34 protein-coding genes are annotated in these 17311 nt (G+C 69.2%); 33 read left to right on the forward strand and 1 reads right to left on the reverse strand.

Annotation, left to right across the window (positions count from 1 at the left end):
- Positions 1-37: 37 nt before the first annotated feature.
- From OG594_RS08725 to OG594_RS08820, 20 genes are all read left to right on the forward strand, one after another.
- A complete protein-coding gene (locus tag OG594_RS08725) occupies positions 38-406 on the forward strand; it encodes a hypothetical protein (RefSeq protein ID WP_266596856.1) in 369 nt (122 codons plus the stop codon).
- Positions 403-660 (forward strand): hypothetical protein, encoded by a 258-nt coding sequence (locus OG594_RS08730; protein WP_266596858.1) that lies wholly within the window; start codon positions 403-405, stop codon positions 658-660. Before OG594_RS08725 ends, OG594_RS08730 begins: the two co-directional genes overlap by 4 nt.
- Positions 657-1478 carry a hypothetical protein gene (locus OG594_RS08735; RefSeq protein ID WP_266596860.1) on the forward strand — a complete coding sequence of 274 codons (822 nt, stop codon included), beginning with the start codon at positions 657-659 and terminating at the stop codon, positions 1476-1478. The genes OG594_RS08730 and OG594_RS08735 overlap by 4 nt, the downstream gene beginning before the upstream one ends.
- 198 nt (positions 1479-1676) lie before the next feature.
- A complete protein-coding gene (locus OG594_RS08740) occupies positions 1677-2360 on the forward strand; it encodes a hypothetical protein (RefSeq protein ID WP_266596862.1) in 684 nt (227 codons plus the stop codon).
- The gene (locus OG594_RS08745) at positions 2357-3220 is read left to right on the forward strand and encodes a hypothetical protein (protein WP_266596864.1); all 864 of its coding nucleotides are present in this window, start codon (positions 2357-2359) and stop codon (positions 3218-3220) included. Before OG594_RS08740 ends, OG594_RS08745 begins: the two co-directional genes overlap by 4 nt.
- 72 nt (positions 3221-3292) lie before the next feature.
- Positions 3293-4168, forward strand: a complete 876-nt coding sequence (locus OG594_RS08750) for a hypothetical protein (protein ID WP_266596866.1) — start codon at positions 3293-3295, stop codon at positions 4166-4168.
- A gap of 2 nt (positions 4169-4170) precedes the next feature.
- Entirely contained in the window at positions 4171-4908 is a 738-nt protein-coding gene (locus OG594_RS08755; protein WP_266596868.1) for an ATP-binding protein, read from the forward strand.
- On the forward strand, positions 4905-5225 hold the full coding sequence (locus OG594_RS08760; RefSeq protein WP_266596870.1) for a hypothetical protein: 321 nt from the start codon (positions 4905-4907) through the stop codon (positions 5223-5225). The genes OG594_RS08755 and OG594_RS08760 overlap by 4 nt, the downstream gene beginning before the upstream one ends.
- A complete protein-coding gene (locus OG594_RS08765) occupies positions 5222-5680 on the forward strand; it encodes a DUF4326 domain-containing protein (protein WP_266596872.1) in 459 nt (152 codons plus the stop codon). The genes OG594_RS08760 and OG594_RS08765 overlap by 4 nt, the downstream gene beginning before the upstream one ends.
- Positions 5677-6012 carry a hypothetical protein gene (locus OG594_RS08770; RefSeq protein ID WP_266596874.1) on the forward strand — a complete coding sequence of 112 codons (336 nt, stop codon included), beginning with the start codon at positions 5677-5679 and terminating at the stop codon, positions 6010-6012. The genes OG594_RS08765 and OG594_RS08770 overlap by 4 nt, the downstream gene beginning before the upstream one ends.
- 58 nt (positions 6013-6070) lie before the next feature.
- Entirely contained in the window at positions 6071-6817 is a 747-nt protein-coding gene (locus tag OG594_RS08775; RefSeq protein ID WP_323185178.1) for a site-specific DNA-methyltransferase, read from the forward strand.
- Positions 6818-6857: 40 nt separating this feature from the next.
- Positions 6858-7028 carry a hypothetical protein gene (locus tag OG594_RS08780; RefSeq protein WP_266596876.1) on the forward strand — a complete coding sequence of 57 codons (171 nt, stop codon included), beginning with the start codon at positions 6858-6860 and terminating at the stop codon, positions 7026-7028.
- A 179-nt stretch (positions 7029-7207) separates the two neighbouring features.
- Positions 7208-7342, forward strand: coding sequence for a hypothetical protein (locus OG594_RS08785; protein ID WP_266596878.1), 135 nt, complete (start codon positions 7208-7210; stop codon positions 7340-7342).
- Positions 7339-7695, forward strand: coding sequence for a helix-turn-helix transcriptional regulator (locus tag OG594_RS08790; protein WP_266596880.1), 357 nt, complete (start codon positions 7339-7341; stop codon positions 7693-7695). Before OG594_RS08785 ends, OG594_RS08790 begins: the two co-directional genes overlap by 4 nt.
- A gap of 114 nt (positions 7696-7809) precedes the next feature.
- Complete coding sequence (locus tag OG594_RS08795) at positions 7810-8100, forward strand: hypothetical protein (RefSeq protein ID WP_266596882.1); 291 nt, start codon at positions 7810-7812, stop codon at positions 8098-8100.
- Positions 8097-8300, forward strand: a complete 204-nt coding sequence (locus tag OG594_RS08800; protein ID WP_266596884.1) for a hypothetical protein — start codon at positions 8097-8099, stop codon at positions 8298-8300. Before OG594_RS08795 ends, OG594_RS08800 begins: the two co-directional genes overlap by 4 nt.
- Positions 8297-8566, forward strand: coding sequence for a hypothetical protein (locus tag OG594_RS08805; protein WP_266596886.1), 270 nt, complete (start codon positions 8297-8299; stop codon positions 8564-8566). The genes OG594_RS08800 and OG594_RS08805 overlap by 4 nt, the downstream gene beginning before the upstream one ends.
- Positions 8563-8778, forward strand: a complete 216-nt coding sequence (locus tag OG594_RS08810; protein WP_266596888.1) for a hypothetical protein — start codon at positions 8563-8565, stop codon at positions 8776-8778. The genes OG594_RS08805 and OG594_RS08810 overlap by 4 nt, the downstream gene beginning before the upstream one ends.
- Positions 8775-9047 (forward strand): hypothetical protein, encoded by a 273-nt coding sequence (locus tag OG594_RS08815; protein ID WP_266596890.1) that lies wholly within the window; start codon positions 8775-8777, stop codon positions 9045-9047. Before OG594_RS08810 ends, OG594_RS08815 begins: the two co-directional genes overlap by 4 nt.
- Before the next feature lie 31 nt (positions 9048-9078).
- Positions 9079-9681, forward strand: coding sequence for a hypothetical protein (locus OG594_RS08820; protein ID WP_266596892.1), 603 nt, complete (start codon positions 9079-9081; stop codon positions 9679-9681).
- A 46-nt stretch (positions 9682-9727) separates the two neighbouring features.
- On the opposite strand, the gene OG594_RS08825 is transcribed toward OG594_RS08820, so the two are convergent.
- On the reverse strand, positions 9728-10489 hold the full coding sequence (locus OG594_RS08825; protein WP_266596894.1) for a GntR family transcriptional regulator: 762 nt from the start codon (positions 10487-10489) through the stop codon (positions 9728-9730).
- A 274-nt stretch (positions 10490-10763) separates the two neighbouring features.
- Here OG594_RS08825 and OG594_RS08830 point away from each other — a divergent pair, with 274 nt between their 5' ends.
- The 13 genes from OG594_RS08830 (at position 10764) to OG594_RS08890 (ending at position 17305) form a co-directional block, all read left to right on the forward strand.
- Positions 10764-10988, forward strand: a complete 225-nt coding sequence (locus OG594_RS08830) for a helix-turn-helix domain-containing protein (protein ID WP_266596896.1) — start codon at positions 10764-10766, stop codon at positions 10986-10988.
- Positions 10985-11329: a hypothetical protein gene (locus OG594_RS08835; RefSeq protein ID WP_266596898.1), complete on the forward strand. Its 345-nt coding sequence runs from the start codon at positions 10985-10987 to the stop codon at positions 11327-11329. The genes OG594_RS08830 and OG594_RS08835 overlap by 4 nt, the downstream gene beginning before the upstream one ends.
- Positions 11326-11538, forward strand: coding sequence for a hypothetical protein (locus OG594_RS08840; RefSeq protein ID WP_266596900.1), 213 nt, complete (start codon positions 11326-11328; stop codon positions 11536-11538). Before OG594_RS08835 ends, OG594_RS08840 begins: the two co-directional genes overlap by 4 nt.
- A complete protein-coding gene (locus OG594_RS08845; protein WP_266596902.1) occupies positions 11538-11699 on the forward strand; it encodes a hypothetical protein in 162 nt (53 codons plus the stop codon). Before OG594_RS08840 ends, OG594_RS08845 begins: the two co-directional genes overlap by 1 nt.
- A 9-nt stretch (positions 11700-11708) precedes the next feature.
- Positions 11709-11897 carry a hypothetical protein gene (locus OG594_RS08850; protein ID WP_266596904.1) on the forward strand — a complete coding sequence of 63 codons (189 nt, stop codon included), beginning with the start codon at positions 11709-11711 and terminating at the stop codon, positions 11895-11897.
- A gap of 38 nt (positions 11898-11935) precedes the next feature.
- Entirely contained in the window at positions 11936-12151 is a 216-nt protein-coding gene (locus tag OG594_RS08855; RefSeq protein WP_266596906.1) for a hypothetical protein, read from the forward strand.
- A 30-nt stretch (positions 12152-12181) separates the two neighbouring features.
- A complete protein-coding gene (locus tag OG594_RS08860; protein WP_266596908.1) occupies positions 12182-12331 on the forward strand; it encodes a hypothetical protein in 150 nt (49 codons plus the stop codon).
- Positions 12332-12349: 18 nt separating this feature from the next.
- Entirely contained in the window at positions 12350-12562 is a 213-nt protein-coding gene (locus OG594_RS08865; RefSeq protein ID WP_266596910.1) for a hypothetical protein, read from the forward strand.
- Entirely contained in the window at positions 12562-12744 is a 183-nt protein-coding gene (locus tag OG594_RS08870) for a hypothetical protein (RefSeq protein ID WP_266596912.1), read from the forward strand. Before OG594_RS08865 ends, OG594_RS08870 begins: the two co-directional genes overlap by 1 nt.
- Positions 12745-12763: 19 nt before the next feature.
- Complete coding sequence (locus OG594_RS08875) at positions 12764-14065, forward strand: hypothetical protein (RefSeq protein ID WP_266596914.1); 1302 nt, start codon at positions 12764-12766, stop codon at positions 14063-14065.
- Positions 14062-14598 carry a plasmid transfer protein TraA gene (gene traA, locus OG594_RS08880; RefSeq protein ID WP_266596916.1) on the forward strand — a complete coding sequence of 179 codons (537 nt, stop codon included), beginning with the start codon at positions 14062-14064 and terminating at the stop codon, positions 14596-14598. The genes OG594_RS08875 and traA overlap by 4 nt, the downstream gene beginning before the upstream one ends.
- A gap of 14 nt (positions 14599-14612) precedes the next feature.
- A complete protein-coding gene (locus OG594_RS08885; protein WP_266596918.1) occupies positions 14613-16607 on the forward strand; it encodes a sporulation protein SsgA in 1995 nt (664 codons plus the stop codon).
- A 233-nt stretch (positions 16608-16840) separates the two neighbouring features.
- Positions 16841-17305 (forward strand): hypothetical protein, encoded by a 465-nt coding sequence (locus OG594_RS08890; RefSeq protein WP_266596920.1) that lies wholly within the window; start codon positions 16841-16843, stop codon positions 17303-17305.
- The last annotated feature ends 6 nt before the right edge of the window (positions 17306-17311 follow it).

Genomic DNA, 17311 nt, shown 5'->3' on the forward strand with positions numbered 1-17311 from the left:
CACCCCAGAAGAACAGCACACGCGAGAGGTACCTGTCATGTCTGGTCAGCTGCAGATCCCCACTCCCGTCCGCACCGTCATCAACCCCGCCGGCGGAGACGCCGCCAAAGAGCGCGGCATGAGGCGCATCGGCCTCCTCGACCCGCAGTGGGCCGCCGACTGCGACAACGCGATAGCCGAGATGGCCCGCCGCGGTGTCGTCTTCCAGGCCGCCGACCTGATCCGGCTGGAGCTCGTCGGAGAACCCCCGCACCCGAACTGCTGGGGCCCCCGCTTCGCGAAGGCGGCCCGCCGCGGCACCATCCGCCACGTCGAGTACGGCAAGTCCAGCCGGGCGACCGTCCACCGGTCGATCTGCCACCACTGGATCGGTACGGCAGCCGCGCGGACGGAGCAGGCCGCATGAACGCCTCCGAAACCGTGTGGGCCTGCATCGGCGTCGCGACCGGCCTCCTCCTCATCGCCACCTACGGCTGGGACGCCTGGCACAAGGGCCGCACCCGGCGCCGCTGGCAGCAGTCCACCGGCAACAACCCGCAGACCGTCGCCGAACACCGCAAGCAGCGCGAGATAGCCCAGCTCGAAGCCTGGCTGCGGCTCCCGTTGCAGCCCCGCAACACCATCCAGCCCCAGATCCGCCGGACGGAGGACAACCAGTGACCAGCCGCGAAGCCCCCCACCACAACAACTCCACGTGCTACACGGAGTACCGCTGCCGCCAGCTCGAATGCGTTGAGCGCTACAACGCCCGGAACATGGAGCGGATCCGCGCCCGCAAGGCCGGAACCTGGATCCAGCTCATTGACGCCGAGCCCGTCCGCCAGCACCTGCTGCAACTCCATGCCGCAGGCATCCGGCCCGGCTGGATCGCAGCCACCACCGGACTCTCCATCCAAACACTCCGCGACTTCGTCCAGCCCCACCCCAACAGGAACCGCGGACGCAAGCAGCGGACCAGCCCCGAGACGGCCGCCAAGATCCTCGCCGTCACCGAAGAGAACCACCTCCGGGGACGTGTCGACGGGCTGGGGACCAGGCGACGCATCCAGGCCCTCGTAAGGGTCGGCTGGCCCATGAACCACATCGCAGCCCACGCCGGAATCAGCCAGGCGTACATCTCGGTCCTCATGCGCCGCGACGTCATCTTCGGCTCAACAGCGAAGGCCGTCGCCGACACATACGACCACATCAGCAAGAGGAACCCACCGGCAAACATCAGCGCAGCTCAGGTCAAGCGAGCCCGGAACTGGGCTGCCGCAGAAGGGTGGCCCCCGCCCAAGTACTGGGCGAAGTTTCCCGACGCGATCGACGACCCGCACTTCACGCCCGAGTACGGCATGACCAAGCCCGAGCTCCGCGCCGAAGAGGCCCGCTGGCTCGTCACCACCGCCGGCGTCCCGCGCAACGAGGTCGCCGCGCGACTCGGCATGACCTTCGGCGAAGTCGACGACGCCCTCGCCTACACCGCCGCGGCCTAGCCGACCACCACCCGCACCAGCCAGAGAGGCCGCCGTGCGCCACCTGCGGATAGTCCCCGACGAGCCCGACCCCCCGCCCCGTCCGATCGCAGCAACACCCGGTTGGCCGCCCATTGCCATCCCCGGCCGCCCCGGCTGGTGGCGCCATTGCATCGAGGGCCAGCAAGTCGACCTACCAACCCGAGAAAGGAGCAGCGAGTGAACGACGTGACGCTGCCGAGCACCGAGCAGGCGCGGACCCTGACCGACCGCATCAAGATCGCAGTCGAGGGAACCTGGCAACTCATCCGCGAGGCCTACACCAGCCGCACCTGGGCGGTCCTCGGCTACGACACCTGGGACGCCTACTGCACCGCCGAGTTCGGGGAGACCCGCCTGAGGCTGCCGCGGGAGGAACGCCAAGAAGTCGTCGCCTCGCTTCGGGAGTCCGGGCTGAGCACTCGCGCGATCGCTTCGGCAACAGGACAGAGCGATCGGCAGGTTCGCAGGGATCTTGCAGGTGCGACTTTTGCCGCACCTGATCGACCCTCAGTAGTCGGGACCGACGGCCGCGTATACGCGCAGTCACGCTCGCAGGCTCCGGACCTCCTCGCTGGCGACGACTGGCAGCAGCCCGAGGGCCCCGGCTTCGAAGCCACCGTCACCCCTCCTCCAGCCCCGCCCCGCGCCCCCGACCGGCAGCCGCGCCTGGACGTCGCCCGCACGGTCCTATCGGCCCTCACCGAACTTCGCCAGACGAGCGAGTCCCTGCAGGCCCTGACGCCCGCGCACCTTGCCCGTCAAGACGAAGAGACGCGCCGCATCTGGGCGGCGCGCCTCAACACCGAACTGGAAGCCCTGCACGGCTTCTACCAGGCACTGATCAAGGAGAACTCGCAGTGACCAACAACATCGTCTCCCTCTCGCTCTCCAAGTACAACCTCCCGCCCATCACCATCGAACTCGTCGACGTCACCCCCGAGCTGGCACGGGAGTGGCTGACGAAGAACGTCAAGAACCGCAACCTGCGCAAGGGCGTCGTCGCCCAGTACGGCCGGGACATGATGGCCGGCGAGTGGGCCATCAACGGCTCGACGATCGTCTTCGGCGACGACGGCACCCTCATCGACGGACAGCACCGCCTGAACGCCATCGCCGGCTGCTCCATCGCCAGCGCCTCGTTCCCCCTGATCGTCGTCCGCGGCGTCATCGAGACAGCCAAGCGGACCATCGACGGCGGCGCCAAGCGAACCATGGGAGACCGCCTCAAGATCGACGAGACGAGCGGCAACTCCAGCATCCTCGCCGCCCTGCTCCGCCGAGCCCACATGTGGGACCGCGGTTTCTACAGCAACGCTGGCGCCGCATCCCCCAGCCCCTCCGAGATGTACACGTATCTCGAAGACAACCCTGGCGTCCTCTGGTCCGCAGACTTCGCCGCCTCGGCCCGCCGCCGGATCCTGGCGCCGATGTCCGTCGTCGCCATCGCCCACTGGGTGACCTCGCGAGTCGACGGCGGCGACGCCAAGTGGTTCTTCGACCACATCGTCAAGCCGGTCGGACTCCCCGACGGACACCCCATCTGGGCCCTGCACAAGAAGCTGACCGGCGAAGCCAGCCAGCGATCCGGCCGGGCCGACGAGACGGAAATGCTCGCCGCGTTCGTCATCACCTGGAACGCGTACCGGACCGGCCGCAGCCTCTCGAAGATCCAGATGCCTAAGGGCGGCCTGAGGAACAGCAACTTCCCGCTCCCCAGGTAGCGCCCTGGTGGGGGTCGGCGTGTCCGGCCCCCACCCCTTCCCCACCCGCACCAGCCAGAGAGAAGACGCCCCGTGGGAATCCGCCTGTTCGTCGAGGTGCTGGACTACGCGCCGGCCGAGCTGACCTGGCGCGAGCGGTACGCCCTGAGCGTCCTCGCCGAGACCGCCAACGATGGCACCCGGGAGTGCTGGCCGGGCATCGAGGACGATCCGACCATCGCCCAGCGCATGCGCCTGCCAGCCCGCTCCAGCCGGTACGAGGTCATGAAGGCGCTGCGGCTGAAGAAGGCCCTCGAGACCGTCAGCGCGGGCCGTCGAGGCAGTCGAGCCGTGTATCGGATCCCGTTCCTGGCGCCCGCACAGGGTCCGGAAACCTCGGACCCTAACGAGCCCACAGGGTCCGGGAACTCCGGACCCAATGACGGAGATAGCGTCCGGGATTCACGGACCCAAACCGGGAAAAAGGGTCCGGAGAATCCGGACCCTAACTCCGAGAAAGGGTCCGGGAACGACCCCGATAGGGTCCGGGAACCACATGGAAAGGGTCCGGAAACCCCGGACCCCTTCCCCTCAACCCCTCACTCCCCTCAAGAAGAAGATTCTTCTTCGCGGGCTGATGTCTGCCTCGAAGCCTTCGGCGCGTTCTGGCTGACCTACCCGAAGAAGATCAACAGGGGCAAGGCCCAAGAGCAGTGGATCGCAGAGATCCGCAAGGGTGCCGACCCGAAGCAAATCGTCGATGCCGCTCAGTCCTACGCCCGATCTGTCGCGGGCAAGGACCCGCAGTTCACGAGCTACCCCGCGAACTGGCTCCGCCTCGAGCGCTACCACGACGAGTACCCCGAGCCCGCGCCCCCTGGCCGGCCCGATCTCCACGTCGTGGACAGCCGCAAGCACCGGCCATACCAGCCCCCCGCGAACGATGACGTCTACGCGAACGGACTCTGACCATGCCCGAACCTGCCCGCCTCGGCAGCGAGCACTTCGCCCGCCGCCTGCAGGCCGCCCTCGAAGCGCGAGGTCTCGACCACATCGAGCCCGGCCCCATCGACGACAGCCCCGACATCAACGAACCCGGCCACCCCGCCTACCACCAGCGCCGCCGTGCCGAGTGGGCTATCCGCCGCTGGGAAGTTGCCACCCCGTATCGGTACCAGGACGCCACCAGCAGCCACCCCGCCATCCAGCGCTGGGCCGACGCAGTGGTCGAAGACCCCCGCAAGGCTGGCTTCCTCCTCCTCACCGGACCCTTCGGCACCGGCAAGACCCATGAGGCCTACGGCGCCCTCAGGCGGATCGCCGACGCCGGCCCCTACCGCTACGAGGTCATCGCCGTCACCGCCCCTGACATGTACGCCCTGCTTCGTCCTGGCGGCAGCGAGAAGGGCGCCGAGTACGAGCTGAAGCGGCTGACGAACGTGCCGCTGCTCCTCATCGACGACCTCGGCACCGAGAAGATCAGCGAGTTCACCGAGGAGGCCACCTACCGGCTCCTCAACGAGCGGTACAACGAATGCCGCCCGCTGATCATCACCAGCAACCTGCCTGCGGACTCCCGCGACCGCGATGGCAACAAGCAGGGCCCCGACCTCACGAGCACCCTCGGCGAACGCATCGTCAGCCGACTTCGCCAGATGACGACTGCTGTTGACATGCGCGGCCCAGACCGTCGGCGAGGTGTCGCATGACCGACCGCCCCCGCCAAGCCCCGATGCCCGCCTCCCTGCGTCAGGGCCGGCCGCCCCGCCACCCCGCGCTCACCGTCCGCTGCCCGCACTGCCAAGCCGCCCCCGACATGCGTTGCACTACCCGCGCCGGCAGGGCCCGCATCCAGCGGCTCGACCCCTGCCCCGCGCGACTCGCCGACTGGGCCCAGACCACCGCCGTCTGCCCCCACTGCCAGGTCGCACCCGGCACCCCCTGCCACGACAGCGGCATCCAACGCCCCGACAGCAGCCCCGTCCACGCCCAGCGCTACACCGAAGCAACGGAGACAGCCGCATGAGCCCGCAGCGAATCCACCGCCCCGCCGTCCGCGGCTGGAAGGCCCCCGAGAACGCGATCTACGTCGGCCGCGGCAGCGACTGGGAGAACCCGTTCCGTTGGCGCAGCCGCGAGGCCCTCGCCCGGGTCCCTGCCCTTGACGGCAGCGACTGGGAGTACGAGTCCAGGATCAGCGCCGACGGCATGCACCACGCCTACAAGCACCCCGACGGCCGCATCACCGGCCACAAGATCCGCTACATGACCCGGCGCGAATGCGTCGACCTGTACCGGCAGGCACTCCTCGAGCCGACCGTCGACCTCCGCCTCCAGCGGGGCACGCTGCGGCGGATCACCGTCGAGGATGTCCGCACCGAGCTGGCAGGCAAGGACCTTGCCTGCCGCTGCGCCCTCAACCAGCTCTGCCACGCCGACGTACTCCTCGAGGTGGCCAACTCCGTCGAGGCCGACCGGTGACCGCGACCGCCCTCGAGCGGCTGCTGGCCGAGGAATGGCCCACCGGCCTCTTCGGCGGCCCCCGACCCGCCACCCCCGCCGAACGCTGCACCCCGCACGACCAGACCGCCAACTACAACGCCCTCGCCGCCGTCGTCGGAGCCCAACGCCGGCCCCGCACCCCCCGACCCAAACCGAAGCCCCGTACACCGCGTGGCATCTGCAGCTGGTGCTACGAGGAACGCGCCCTCAACGGCGACGGCACCATCCGCGCCCACCGCTTCCCCACCCACGGCAACCCCGGACCGTGCCAAGGCGGCGGCCAACCACCCACCCAGGCCGCCGCCGCATGACCCGCCCCGCCCGCCGCCCCCGTACCGGCCAGACCAGCACACACCGAAAGGACACACCGTGACCGAGCCCTACTGGCGCGACGAACACGTCGAGCTCTACCTCGGCGACATGCGGGAGGTGCTGCCAGCCCTCGAGCTGCAGGCCGATCTCGTCGTCACCGACCCGCCGTACCAGTGCACCTCGCTTGCTTGGGACTCCTGGCCCGACGGGTGGCCCGCCCTCGTCGCTCAGGCCTCGGCCAGCATGTGGTGCTTCGGCAGCATGCGAATGCTTCTCGAACGCCGCCACGACTTCGACGGCTGGAAGCTGTCCCAGGACGTCGTCTGGGAGAAGTCCAACGGCTCCGGCTTCGCCCGCGACCGGTTCCGCCGGGTCCACGAGATCGCCACGCACTGGTATCGCGGCGACTGGCGGGACATCCACCACGACACCCCGCGCACCGCGTACAGCGGGCCCGACAAGTCCGCCCGCGGCCGGGAATCCCGCACCCCACACACGGGGGCGATCGGCCCCCACACCTACGTCGACACCGGCACCCGACTCGCCCGCTCGGTCATCAAGGCCGGGGCGGTCCGGTACCAGCGGCGGCACCCGACGGAGAAGCCGGTCGAGCTGCTGGCCCCGCTCATCGAGTACGCCTGCCCGCCCGGCGGAACCGTCCTCGATCCGTTCGCCGGCTCCGGCAGCACGTTGGATGCCGCCCGGACGCTCGGCCGCCGGGCGATCGGCATAGAGGCCGACGAGCGGTACTGCGAAGCCGCCGCGCTCCGGCTGGCCGCAGCCCCACTCACCCTCGCCACCTGACCCGCCGCGACAACAGCCAGCCCCAGCATCGGAGGACCCCATGACAGACCAGCCCAAGGTGACGGGCCTGTGCCCCGTCTGCGGCCGCAAGTTCGTGCTCACCGGCTTCGGCCGCATCCCAGCCCATTGGGCGCGCACCGCTACCGGTGAGGTCGTTCGGGGTTTGCCCGACTGCTACGGCACGGGAGAGAAGCCCCGCCCCACCCCGTGACGTGGACGGCCGCCTCCGGGGCTAGCGGAGGCGGCCAACCGACAGCATCCCACCACCCGAGGAGACCCACGATGGAGACCTGCAGCCTTTGCGGCCGTACCTGGGGCGTCATAACCCAGCCCCGCAGCAACGTCCTGTGCACCCCCTGCGGGCAGCCTGCCCCGAACCGGCGACCCGAAATGTACTGGCATCTGCGCGCCGTCACCGGCCACCGTGATGAGCGCTACCGGTCCGTGGACTGGTGGGACCAGCAGACCAGTCTCGGCGACCTGAAGTACGCCGCCGAGTTCGCCAGCGACCTGGACCGGTCGTGACCGCGCCCGCCCGGCCGGAGCTGACCGCGCTCGAGGCCACGGTCCTGCGGATGGTCGCGGACGGCTGGACCTACGCCGAGATCGCTACGCGGCTGACGTACACGACGTCGGGGATCACCAGCGTTGCGAGCCGCATGTTCCCGAAGCTCGGCGCCAACAGCGCCCCGCATGCCGTGTTCCTCGCTTGCCGGGCCGGGATCCTCGACGGCCGCCCGTTCCTCCGCCACGGCGATCACGCCGGCTACGAGACGCACATCCGGCGCCGGATCCCGCTGTGCGACGCCTGCCGTGAGGGCGAGAAGGCGTACCGCGACGGACTCAAGGCCGCACGGCACGCCCAGGAAGCCGCCTGAGGCCGCCTCTCGCGCGATTGCAGCCGAAACCTGACCCATTTCACCTCCAGCGCCCTGAGGGGCGCTCAGAAGCCCCGTACAGCCCCGCCGCCCGACACGACACCTGGAGGAACCATGCCGATCACCCCGCACCCGAAGCCGGTCTACAGCCTCACCTGCGACAACGACGACTGCTGCTACCTCGCCGACATCGACGGCGACGGCCGCCTCTACTTCGAGTCTCCCGAGGAAGCCCGCGCCTGGGCCTTCGGCTGGGGCTGGGCCCGCGACGTCACCGACAGCACGCGACTGCTCTGCATGAACTGCGCGGCGGAGCAGGCGGGAACCCAGTCGGACCTCGACCACCACAACGCGGAGATCGCGGCTGCCGTGCAGTACGCCCTCGACCTGCCATCTACACCGTGACCGGCCAGCTGGAGTTGTGGTCGCCCGGCTGGGAGGTGGAGCCCTGCGGCCACAACGACCCCGACCCCGACGAACAGGCGCACGCCGACCTTCACGCCGTCCGGCACATCCCCGGCGACCACGGACGGCCGGCAGGGCGTGGGACGTACAGCCGGCTACGGCGCATCCAGACAATCAAGCCAGCCGAGGTGTACCTGTGACCCCCGACGAGCTGCGTGCCGCGATAGCCGCCGACTGCCCCCACCGCCTCGACGACTTCGACGGACACCTCGCCGACCGCGCGCCGACCGAGGCGTTTGTCCGGCTGTGGCGCATCGAACACGCCATCAGCAGCCGGCCCGCGGTCGAGCAGCAGATCGCCGACCTGTACGAGCAGATCCAGACCACCGACACCCGCGAGCAGGCCATGCCCCTGTTCGAGGAGATCAGCCGCATCCGACACGAGATCAGCGAAGGACTCCAGTGACCGCCCAGACCCTCAGGAACGCCGCCCGCGCCATCGCCGCACTCCTCCGGATCCGCCGTCCCCGCCCCGCCAGCCAGGTCCCGCCCTGCCGGCACTGCGGCAAGCCCATCCGCGACGCCGTCTACTACGAGCAGCACGCCGACGGCCTCCACGCCTGGCACACCGACCGGCCCGACTGCTGGAATGCCGCACTCGAGGACGGGCAGCCGTGATCGTCACCCGGATCCACCACGAGCGAGGCAGCCACATCGAGCCAGCACTCGACACCAACTGGCCCTCGCTGACCCGCCTCCAATGGAAAGCCGCAGTCGTCACCCACGACACCGGCCTGACGGTCAACGTGCACGAGCAAACCGAGGCCGGCGTCTACGGAGTGACAGTCGGCAGCTCAACCAGCGGCCCATACAGCCACCACGAACTCTGGCTCTACCTCAGCGGCGTCACCACCGGCGCCAAGCAAGCACGCCGAACCACCGCCTGACCTGCCCGCACGCCGCACCAGGAGACACGCCGTGAACGACACGTACTGCGAGCTCTGCTTCCGTCCCGCCACCAGCCGAGTTCACGACGGCTGCCAGCAGAAGATCCGCCAGAACCTGCTCGACCTCCCCGGCCTGTACGCGGCCCTCGTCGACGCCCTCCAGCCGACCCGCCGCGGCGACGGAGGACGCGCCAGCGCGGGACGGACCGCACCCATCCCGTGCAACCTCGAAGCACTGGATCTCCGCGCCCGAGGAGGAATCGAAGGTGTCCTCGCCACCTGGTCCGCCGACCTGTGCGAAGGCGAGAAGTGGGAGCTCCCGCAGTACGGCACCGTCGAAGCCGCCGTTCAGGGATACGCCGACCTCCTGCTCGACAACCTGAAGATGATCTGCGACGAGCACCCGGCCGTCCGGGAATTCGCTTCTGAGATACGGCGGATCGCCGGCCAGGCCAGCCGGCTCGTCACCGGCGAGAAGCCGGCCCGCCGCATCCCCGTCGGCTGCGCCCAACCCGCCTGCTACGCCGTCCTCAGCGTCACCATCGACACCCCCGGCGTCCGCTGCCACGGATGCGGCCACCAGTACGGACACACCGAAGCGCTCCAGCTCTCGCCAGTCCGAGCCGTGGCATGAAGAAGCGCCCCAGCCGACTCGGCTGGGGCGCTTCGTGCGTTCGGGGTCAGGCAGCGTGGGGCGGGATCGGAATCGTGTAGGAGAGCGCGTACCTATGCGCGGCAACCACGATGTCGCAGGTCTCGACCGGCAGATCGTCGACGTAGTAGGTGCGCGTGACGACGATGACCGGGACGCCGGGAGGGAGTTCCAAACTCTCGGCCTCCTGGGGCCGCGGCGCCCGGGCACTGACCTCTTCGACCACTTTGGTGATGTGGAGACCGATCAGGTCGAACCGAGGCACGACGCCCGAGACGGGACTCGCTTCGGGGTGCTCGATGGGCGTCCCCCCAGTAAGGGCGAGCGGCTCATGCGAAACGGACAACTTGATGACGTCGGTGTCAGCGAAGAACTTGTACGTGGTCCTCATGACCTCATCGCCCGGCTGGATCGCCAGGCGTTCGGCGATGGCCTTCGTTGCAGCGGTCCGGCGTGTCGAGGACTCCCACTCGGAGCGCCGCCCGCCAGCCTCCGTCGCTGCCTGTACGGGAGACCCGACAGGCCGCTTGCCGTAGAGGTCGCCCGAGATTCGTTTCTCCAGCTGCCGCTGCTCGCGGACGAACGTCCCCTTGCCCTGCTGCTTGATGATCAGGCCCTCATTCTGAAGAGCATCCATCGCGCCGCGGATCACGATGCGGGACACGCCGTACTCGGCCATGAGGGCTGCCTCGGTGGGCAGCGGATCCTGCGCCTGAAGGACGCCGTCCTGGATCTGCCGCCGGAGGTCGTCGGCGATCTGCTGGTAAGCCGGCTTGCCCTGATGTGCCACTTTGTCCCTTCCTGGTTATTGGTCACAACAAGTGAACCACGCGACTGACCTGCGCGACCACAGCGGATTGAGTGACGACACGCTCACGCTCTTGCATCTGACTCAACATTCGTCATAACCTTTAGCCATCGGCAGCTTCGACAGAAGCCGCAGGTTCTGCAACGCCCTGGAACGCGCAAAGGCCCCAGCGGGGTGATCCCGGTGCTACCAACACCGGGCCCGCCAGGGCCAGCGCATCAGAGATTGGGTCTCAGAGATGCAGCACAAGCGTACCGTGCCTGCCCCCACGAAGGGACAGGGCAGCCCTCTCAACGTCAGGATCATCGCGGATGCGATGCGCCTCGACCGGGCCACCATCTACCGCGAGATCGGCGCCGGCCGCCTCCCCTCGTACCGCGTCGGCTCCGGCCGCGGGACCATCCGCGTCAGCCGGGCCGCGTTCATGCAGTACCTCGACGACCGCGGGATCCCGGCGAGCGAGCTGGCGGTGGCGCTGTGAACGCCACCTCTCTCGCACTGAAGCCCGCCCAGCCCGCGCTCCGCCTGCTTCCCGGCCAGCGACCCACCCTCGACTACGTGCTCGACGCTCCGCTCGCCGAGATGACGGCCGAGCTGCACGTCGAGGTCATCACCTCCGAGATTACCGACGCCGAGTTCTTCGGCTGCGTGGTCGTTCGCGGGTCCCGGATCGTCGTGATGCTGAACCCGAACCTCGGCGAGTTCGAGGCGGACTTCTTCACCCGCTACCTGACGGCGCAGGCGTACAAGCTTGAGATGTCGCCGCTGCCGACGCCGTTCGACGTCGAGGTCAGCCCCATGCTTGAGGGGGCATCGGCGTGAACCGTCAGCCGCAGCTCTCCCAGGTCCGTCCCGTCGATTCGTCCCCGTCCATGAACGAGGCGCTGCGCCGCGCCCGCCGCGAGCAGGCCATCGCCCATTCCCTACAGGCCGCCGCCCTGGCCGATGAGGCCGGCGCCCCGGACTACGCCGCCGGCTACCGCGCCGACGCCGCCCGGATGCAGGCCGTACTTCGTTTCGAGGTGCAGTGATGGCAGCCCAGACCAGCCACAGCATCGTCGACCAGCCGGCAACCCCAGCCGCGTGCAACGCCGACTACAGGCCGCCGGCTCAGGCCGCCCAGGCGCAGGCTGACGCCCGGAACAACGTGGGCGCCCTCGGCACCGGCCAGCAGCACACCCACCGCAGCTGAGGAGCACCCATGCTCACCAGCACTCCTGAAAACCTGACCCGCCGCGAGGAGCAGGCCCGCACACTCGCCGCCCGCATCGTGGTCCTGCTCGACAACCTCGACGACCTCGGCATCGGCGTCACGGTCGGCCAGCTCCACACTCCCGCCGGCGTGATCCGGCGCCAGCCCGAACGGGGCTGGACCGTCACCGACCGTTGAACCTCACCACTCCCGCCTGACCAGCTAGGAGATCACTCATGGACTTGAAGCAGCGCTTGACCCGTGGTGCCCGTTACGCCTGGAAGGTGACGATCAAGTCGGGCCCGGCCCGCATGGACCTGGCAGGCGACACCGTCGGTAACGGAGAGACGGTCGCGGAGGCCAAGGAGGCCGTCCGGATCTTCTCCGCGGGACGGATGGGCGTTCACCCGGGCCTCGTCGAGGTCGTCGCGTTCACGATCGTCGCCCGCTAGCCATCCCGCCTGACCAAAGAGGAGCCAGCCGTGCTCGAAACCTCCGACGACTACGCCAAGCGAGCAGCCGCCGCCATCCGCCGCTCCCACAACGAAGACGCCCCGCAGGCCGACCGCGACGCCGAACTTGCCGAAGCGCAGGTGTGGGCCATCCTCGCCCTCGCCGCCACCGCCGCCTGACCACCGGAAGGAATCACAGTGAACACCGCCACCCTTCAGCAGCCGTCCGACGTCGAAGCCGCCTGGGCAGAGCGCGACCTCCGCGAGCAGCTCATTACCGCCTACGAGCAGGCCGCCACTCGAGCCGGCCGGGCCGCCGCACGCTGGGACGTCCTCTCCTACGACATGGCCAACCCTGGCGTCACCAAGCTCGCCGATCAGCTCGACGATCGTGCCAGCAGGGCCGCCTGATGGCCCGCTTCAACGGGGCCTGGCGCTCCGCCCGTGACGAAGCCGCCGGACCCCGCGCCCGCTACGACCGCGTCGTCGCCCCCGACGACAAGTTCATGGAACCCGGCCGGCCCGCAGGCCAAAACGCCCGAGCCAACGAGGACACCCGCATGTACCGCCGCGCCCACGTCCGGGCCAGCTAGCAGAGAGGAAGACAGCGCCATGACCGCCCAGCTCGACCACGTCAACGGCATCGCCGCTGTGCCGCGCTTCGACCCAGTGGCACTTGCCGAGGCGGAGGCCATCCGCACCAAGGCCGAAGCCGAGGCGAAGGCGCTACAGATCAAGGCTGAGGGTGAAGCGAAGGCGGCCGAGATTGCTGCGCAGGTCGAGGCCGATAAGCAGCGGATCCTCAACGACCGGGCGGCCCTGAGGGCGGAAGCGGACAAGGCCGCCCACGACAAGAAGATGGCCGAGCTGCTCGCGGCCACCGCGAAGGCCAAAGCCGAAGCCGACGAGGCGGACGCGGCAGCCGAGCGGAAGGCCCGAGAAGACGAAGGGCGGGCCGGCGAGGAGCGTCGGACCGAAGCGACCTGGAAGTGGTCCGCCCGCGGCATCTACCTGATCAGCCTGATCATCGCCCTGCCGCTCCAGCTGAAGGCCTTCTACAGCGACGACAAGCCCTTCATGGTCGCCGCCCCCCTGCTCCTCGAAGGCCTGGCCCTGGTCCTCGCGTTCGGTGGCGCCTGGGCCATCGCCCACCGCCGGAACGTCCGCCCCTACCGCATCGGCATCATGGCCGCCGCCGCGATTGCCGCCGGCGTGAACCTCTGGCACGGCAACGTCGACCCGGCCATCGGGATTGAGGCCGGCATCGTCGGCGCCCTCGCCTCCCTCGGCGGGCCCGTGGTGCTCATGGCCTACGAGCACGGCATCGCACAGAAGCGTGACGGCATCCCCTCCTGGCGCGAGCGCCGTGACGCGGCGAAGGCTGCCGCGGCCGCGGCCAAGGAGGCAGCCGACAAAGCGGCGGAGAAGAAGGCCGCCGAAAACCTTCGGGCCCAGGAGAAGTGGGACACCGAGCAGGCCGCGCTGGCCGAGCAGAAGCGCAAGGACGCCGACCGCCAAGGCGCCCACAAGAAGGTGTGGGACGTTGCCGAAGCCATGCGTTCGGCCCGCGGACTGCAGTACGTCACCGACCAGATCTGGGGTGAGGCCTGGTACCGGGTCACCGGCTCCAAGGTCGTCGGAGTGTGGCCCGAGCTCGAGGCCAGCAGCCGCGCCGCTCAGGCCCGCATGAAGGCCGCCTCCGAGATGCCGATATTCGGCCCGTTCATGCAGGTCGAATCCCAAAAGGGGCCCCAGTCCGACGGTGTCGACGGACGCCGCTCCAACGGCGGCACTCCGCCCCGCCGCGTGCCCGGCGACACCCCTCCCAACAGCCCCATCGCCCGCAAGCAGGCCGTGCTTGAGCAGACAACCCGCAAGGCCGCAGGCGACTCCGACGAGAGGACCATCCGATGACCACCACTGTCCCGCCGCAGTCCGGCGCTCACGGCGCCCAGGCCAAGAAGAACATGACCAAGAACTCGTCCAACCACTTCGCCGGGTTCGCCCCCAGCTTCGGCCTGAACATCAACGTCCAGGGCAGCGGCAACGGACAGCAGTCGGCCTCCGGCGGCAGCGGCCAGATGTCCGGGGGTAACCAGCCGTCGCACTTCATGCTCGGCGAGCCGTCATTCAACACCACCGACGAGGTCCGCGCCTACTGCAACCACGTCCGAGCCGTCATGGTCCACGCCGCGATCGAGCTGGCCATGGCTGCCAAGATCCTCGAAGCCCGCCTCGGACAGGCCCAGTCCCTGCCCGGAGACAACCCCATCCAGGGCCGCCTACGGGCACGCAAGGTCGGCCGCCAGCTGAAGAAGGCCAGCGGCGGCGCCACATCCTCCGCCAAGGCGGCCGTCGCCGCCTACGCCGCATTCACCCGCGAGTACGCCGATCTCATGCGCCCCCGACCCCAGCAGGCCGCCAGCACCAACCCGTTCACGTTCTGAGAGGAGAGCCCGCCATGACGAGCAACGAAGTGGCCCAACGCCACGAGGACCGCCTGAACGGAGGCTCTTCGGCAGCCGGCCTCAAGGGTTGGCTGTGGCACCGGGCCAAGCCGTACACCCCGCCGTGGATCGCCACCGGAGTTGTCGGGATCGCCGGCACCGGCGGGAACCTGATGTGGGCGAACTCCGCCCCGGCAGGCGTCGGCCTGACGCTCGTCTCGGTGGGCTTGACCGCCGCGGCCTGGTGGGCAGGTAAGCCCACCGGCCGGGAACGGCGCCTACACACCGCTATCACCGTGGCCGCAGGAGCGTCCTGGACCACCGCGGCCGCGCTCGCCGGACCCCTCACCGGGCCCCTCAATGACATGTACCTCATGGGCGGCGCCGGACTTGCGCTCTCCTGGAACCTGCGCCAGATGATGTGCGGCGCCGACGACAGCACCGGCAACGCTGCCGACAAGGGCCTCCTGGAGAAGGTCGGCCTGGCCCGCACCCTGCTGCGCAACGTCAAGGTTGAGCCGAACCGGGTCACCGTCCCCTACGAACTGCCCGCCGGCGAACTCACCAACGACGACGTCGCACGCTCCATCCCTCGGATCGCCTCCGCGCTCGACGTCCCCACCACCGCGATCCGCGTCCAGCACGACCCTGACTCGGCCCGCAAGGGCCAGATCGTCATCGTTCCCGAAGACATGCTCAAGACCCCGACACGCTGGCCCGGCCCTTATGCGGCAGCCCAGTCGGTGGCCGTTGCTCTGCGGATCGGCGTGTATGACGACGGCAGCGCACTGCTGCTACCGCTCCTCGAAGCCATCCACATTCTGATCATGGGAATGACCGGCTCCGGGAAAACCGAAGGCGCCCTCGACGTTATGTTCGAGCTGCTGACCCGCAAGGACGTCGTCGTCTGGCTCGCCGACGCAGCTAAGGCCGGCCAGGACTTCCTGCCCCTGGTGCCCGCAATGGACTGGGCCGCACTCGACACCCCGTCCGCCGCCGCGATGGTCGCCGCCGTCCAGGCCGTCATCCCCGCCCGCACCGCCTGGCTCCGCGACCACGGCTACCGTGCATGGGAGCCCGCAGCCGCCGAACCGCAGAACGACCCCGCACACTCCTGCCAGAAAGGCCGCGCCTGCGGCTGCCCCGGAATCCAGTACCTCATCGCCTGGTTCGAGGAAGCAGCCAAGCTTCTGCGGGAGCTCGGCGACGACACCTTCACCGGCATCGCCCAGGAAGCCCGCTCCGCCGGCGTCTCCCTGGTCGTCTCCATGCAGCGCGCTTCCGGCTACCAGCTCTCCACCGACACCCGCGCCTCGTTGCCCGCCGCGGCCTGCTTCGGCGTCCGAGGCGACGACGCCTCGTTCGCACTGCCCGAGGAAGTCCTCGACGCAGGCGCCAACCCCGCTGCCTGGGGCAACAAACGCAAGGGCTACGTGTACCTGGTGTCTGCTGGCATCGACGAAGACATGTACGCCAATCCGGCCCGCACGTTCTGGACCGGGCCGTCCGGCGAGTATGAGAAGGCGGCGGCCTGGCTCGTCCAAGAGTTCGCAGGAATTCGTGCCGCCGTCGACCACGTCACCAGCGCCGCCGCGGAGAAGGTCGCCGGCCAGCTGTACACGAACCGCAAGGCCCGCGCCCTGGACCCGGGCAGCGTCCAGGCCGAACCCATCGACATCGAGGACGACATGACTGACGAAGCCACCGAGCAGGAGCTGGCCGCCCTGCAGCAGGAACTCCCTCCCGTCGAATCCGTAGTGGACCTGCCGCGGGACAAGCCCAGTACGGAGGCGGCCCGCGAGCTCCTCGACGAGCTCATCGACACGCTCGCCTCCGTCGGTCCCGGCACCGTCGCCGTCAAGGACTTCGCCCCCTACTTCGAACAGCTACAGCGGGACCGTTCCTGGGTGTCGAAGGAGTTGAAGAAGATCGGCGAGAGGGGTGAACGGCTCGCGCCGACCGGCGAGACCGGTGTTTATCGGGTCCTGCCCGTCCTCGCCGGAGTCTGACGTAGTAGGCCGCTGTGCGGCCCAAGTGTGCGGAGGGTGTGCCGATCTAGTCACACCCCCGTCTACCTGGGCAGACGCGCTGTGCGGGCGCGTGAGGTGTGCAGGTGTGCGACACAGGCGCAATCTGCACCAATCGGTAGATAGCGGCAAGGGAACGCCAGCCCGATCACAGCCTGCACAGCGGGCCGCACACCCCCTCGCAAACACGGCAAATCCCCTTCAGGAGTCCCCTCATGCCCGACAGTAGCCAGGCGGAACGCAAGGACGCCGAGCGACTCGTCAATGCGGTCAATGAAGTCCTCGCCGCCCCCACCTCTTACCGCGACACCAGCCTCCTGCCTGCTGTCGGGAACGCAACGCCCGTACCCCAGCCTGGCCGCCCCCCGATGTCGCAGAAGGCCACCAATGCCAGCATGGTCATGCTCGCCGCCGGCGCCGCCTCGCTCCCCATCGGCGGCAGCACCGCCCTCGTCCTATACACGCTCGGCCACGTCGACCCTGCCGCCCTCGCCATCGGAGCAGCGGCTCCCGTAGCCCTCGTCCTCGCGATCGGGGCGCTCATTCGGGCCGCCAGCCGCGGCGTACAGGGCATCGGCGCCGAACACCACCACCACTACAACGGGCCCGTGCACCAGGAACACAGCACGGTCAACACGCAGACCCGCGGCTTGATCGCCAAGACGATCAACAAGCAGTGAACGGAG

The organism is Streptomyces sp. NBC_01214, assembly GCF_026340975.1.
Classification (GTDB): Bacteria; Actinomycetota; Actinomycetes; order Streptomycetales; family Streptomycetaceae; genus Streptomyces.

Coding starts and splice junctions, on each gene's coding strand:
- OG594_RS08725 (WP_266596856.1), top strand. CDS start 38: ATGTCTGGTCAGCTGCAGATCCCCACTCCCGTCCGCACCGTCATCAAC.
- OG594_RS08730 (WP_266596858.1), top strand. CDS start 403: ATGAACGCCTCCGAAACCGTGTGGGCCTGCATCGGCGTCGCGACCGGC.
- OG594_RS08755 (WP_266596868.1), top strand. CDS start 4,171: ATGCCCGAACCTGCCCGCCTCGGCAGCGAGCACTTCGCCCGCCGCCTG.
- OG594_RS08760 (WP_266596870.1), top strand. CDS start 4,905: ATGACCGACCGCCCCCGCCAAGCCCCGATGCCCGCCTCCCTGCGTCAG.
- OG594_RS08765 (WP_266596872.1), top strand. CDS start 5,222: ATGAGCCCGCAGCGAATCCACCGCCCCGCCGTCCGCGGCTGGAAGGCC.
- OG594_RS08780 (WP_266596876.1), top strand. CDS start 6,858: ATGACAGACCAGCCCAAGGTGACGGGCCTGTGCCCCGTCTGCGGCCGC.
- OG594_RS08785 (WP_266596878.1), top strand. CDS start 7,208: ATGTACTGGCATCTGCGCGCCGTCACCGGCCACCGTGATGAGCGCTAC.
- OG594_RS08795 (WP_266596882.1), top strand. CDS start 7,810: ATGCCGATCACCCCGCACCCGAAGCCGGTCTACAGCCTCACCTGCGAC.
- OG594_RS08845 (WP_266596902.1), top strand. CDS start 11,538: ATGGCAGCCCAGACCAGCCACAGCATCGTCGACCAGCCGGCAACCCCA.
- OG594_RS08850 (WP_266596904.1), top strand. CDS start 11,709: ATGCTCACCAGCACTCCTGAAAACCTGACCCGCCGCGAGGAGCAGGCC.
- OG594_RS08855 (WP_266596906.1), top strand. CDS start 11,936: ATGGACTTGAAGCAGCGCTTGACCCGTGGTGCCCGTTACGCCTGGAAG.
- OG594_RS08870 (WP_266596912.1), top strand. CDS start 12,562: ATGGCCCGCTTCAACGGGGCCTGGCGCTCCGCCCGTGACGAAGCCGCC.
- OG594_RS08875 (WP_266596914.1), top strand. CDS start 12,764: ATGACCGCCCAGCTCGACCACGTCAACGGCATCGCCGCTGTGCCGCGC.
- traA (WP_266596916.1), top strand. CDS start 14,062: ATGACCACCACTGTCCCGCCGCAGTCCGGCGCTCACGGCGCCCAGGCC.
- OG594_RS08885 (WP_266596918.1), top strand. CDS start 14,613: ATGACGAGCAACGAAGTGGCCCAACGCCACGAGGACCGCCTGAACGGA.
- OG594_RS08890 (WP_266596920.1), top strand. CDS start 16,841: ATGCCCGACAGTAGCCAGGCGGAACGCAAGGACGCCGAGCGACTCGTC.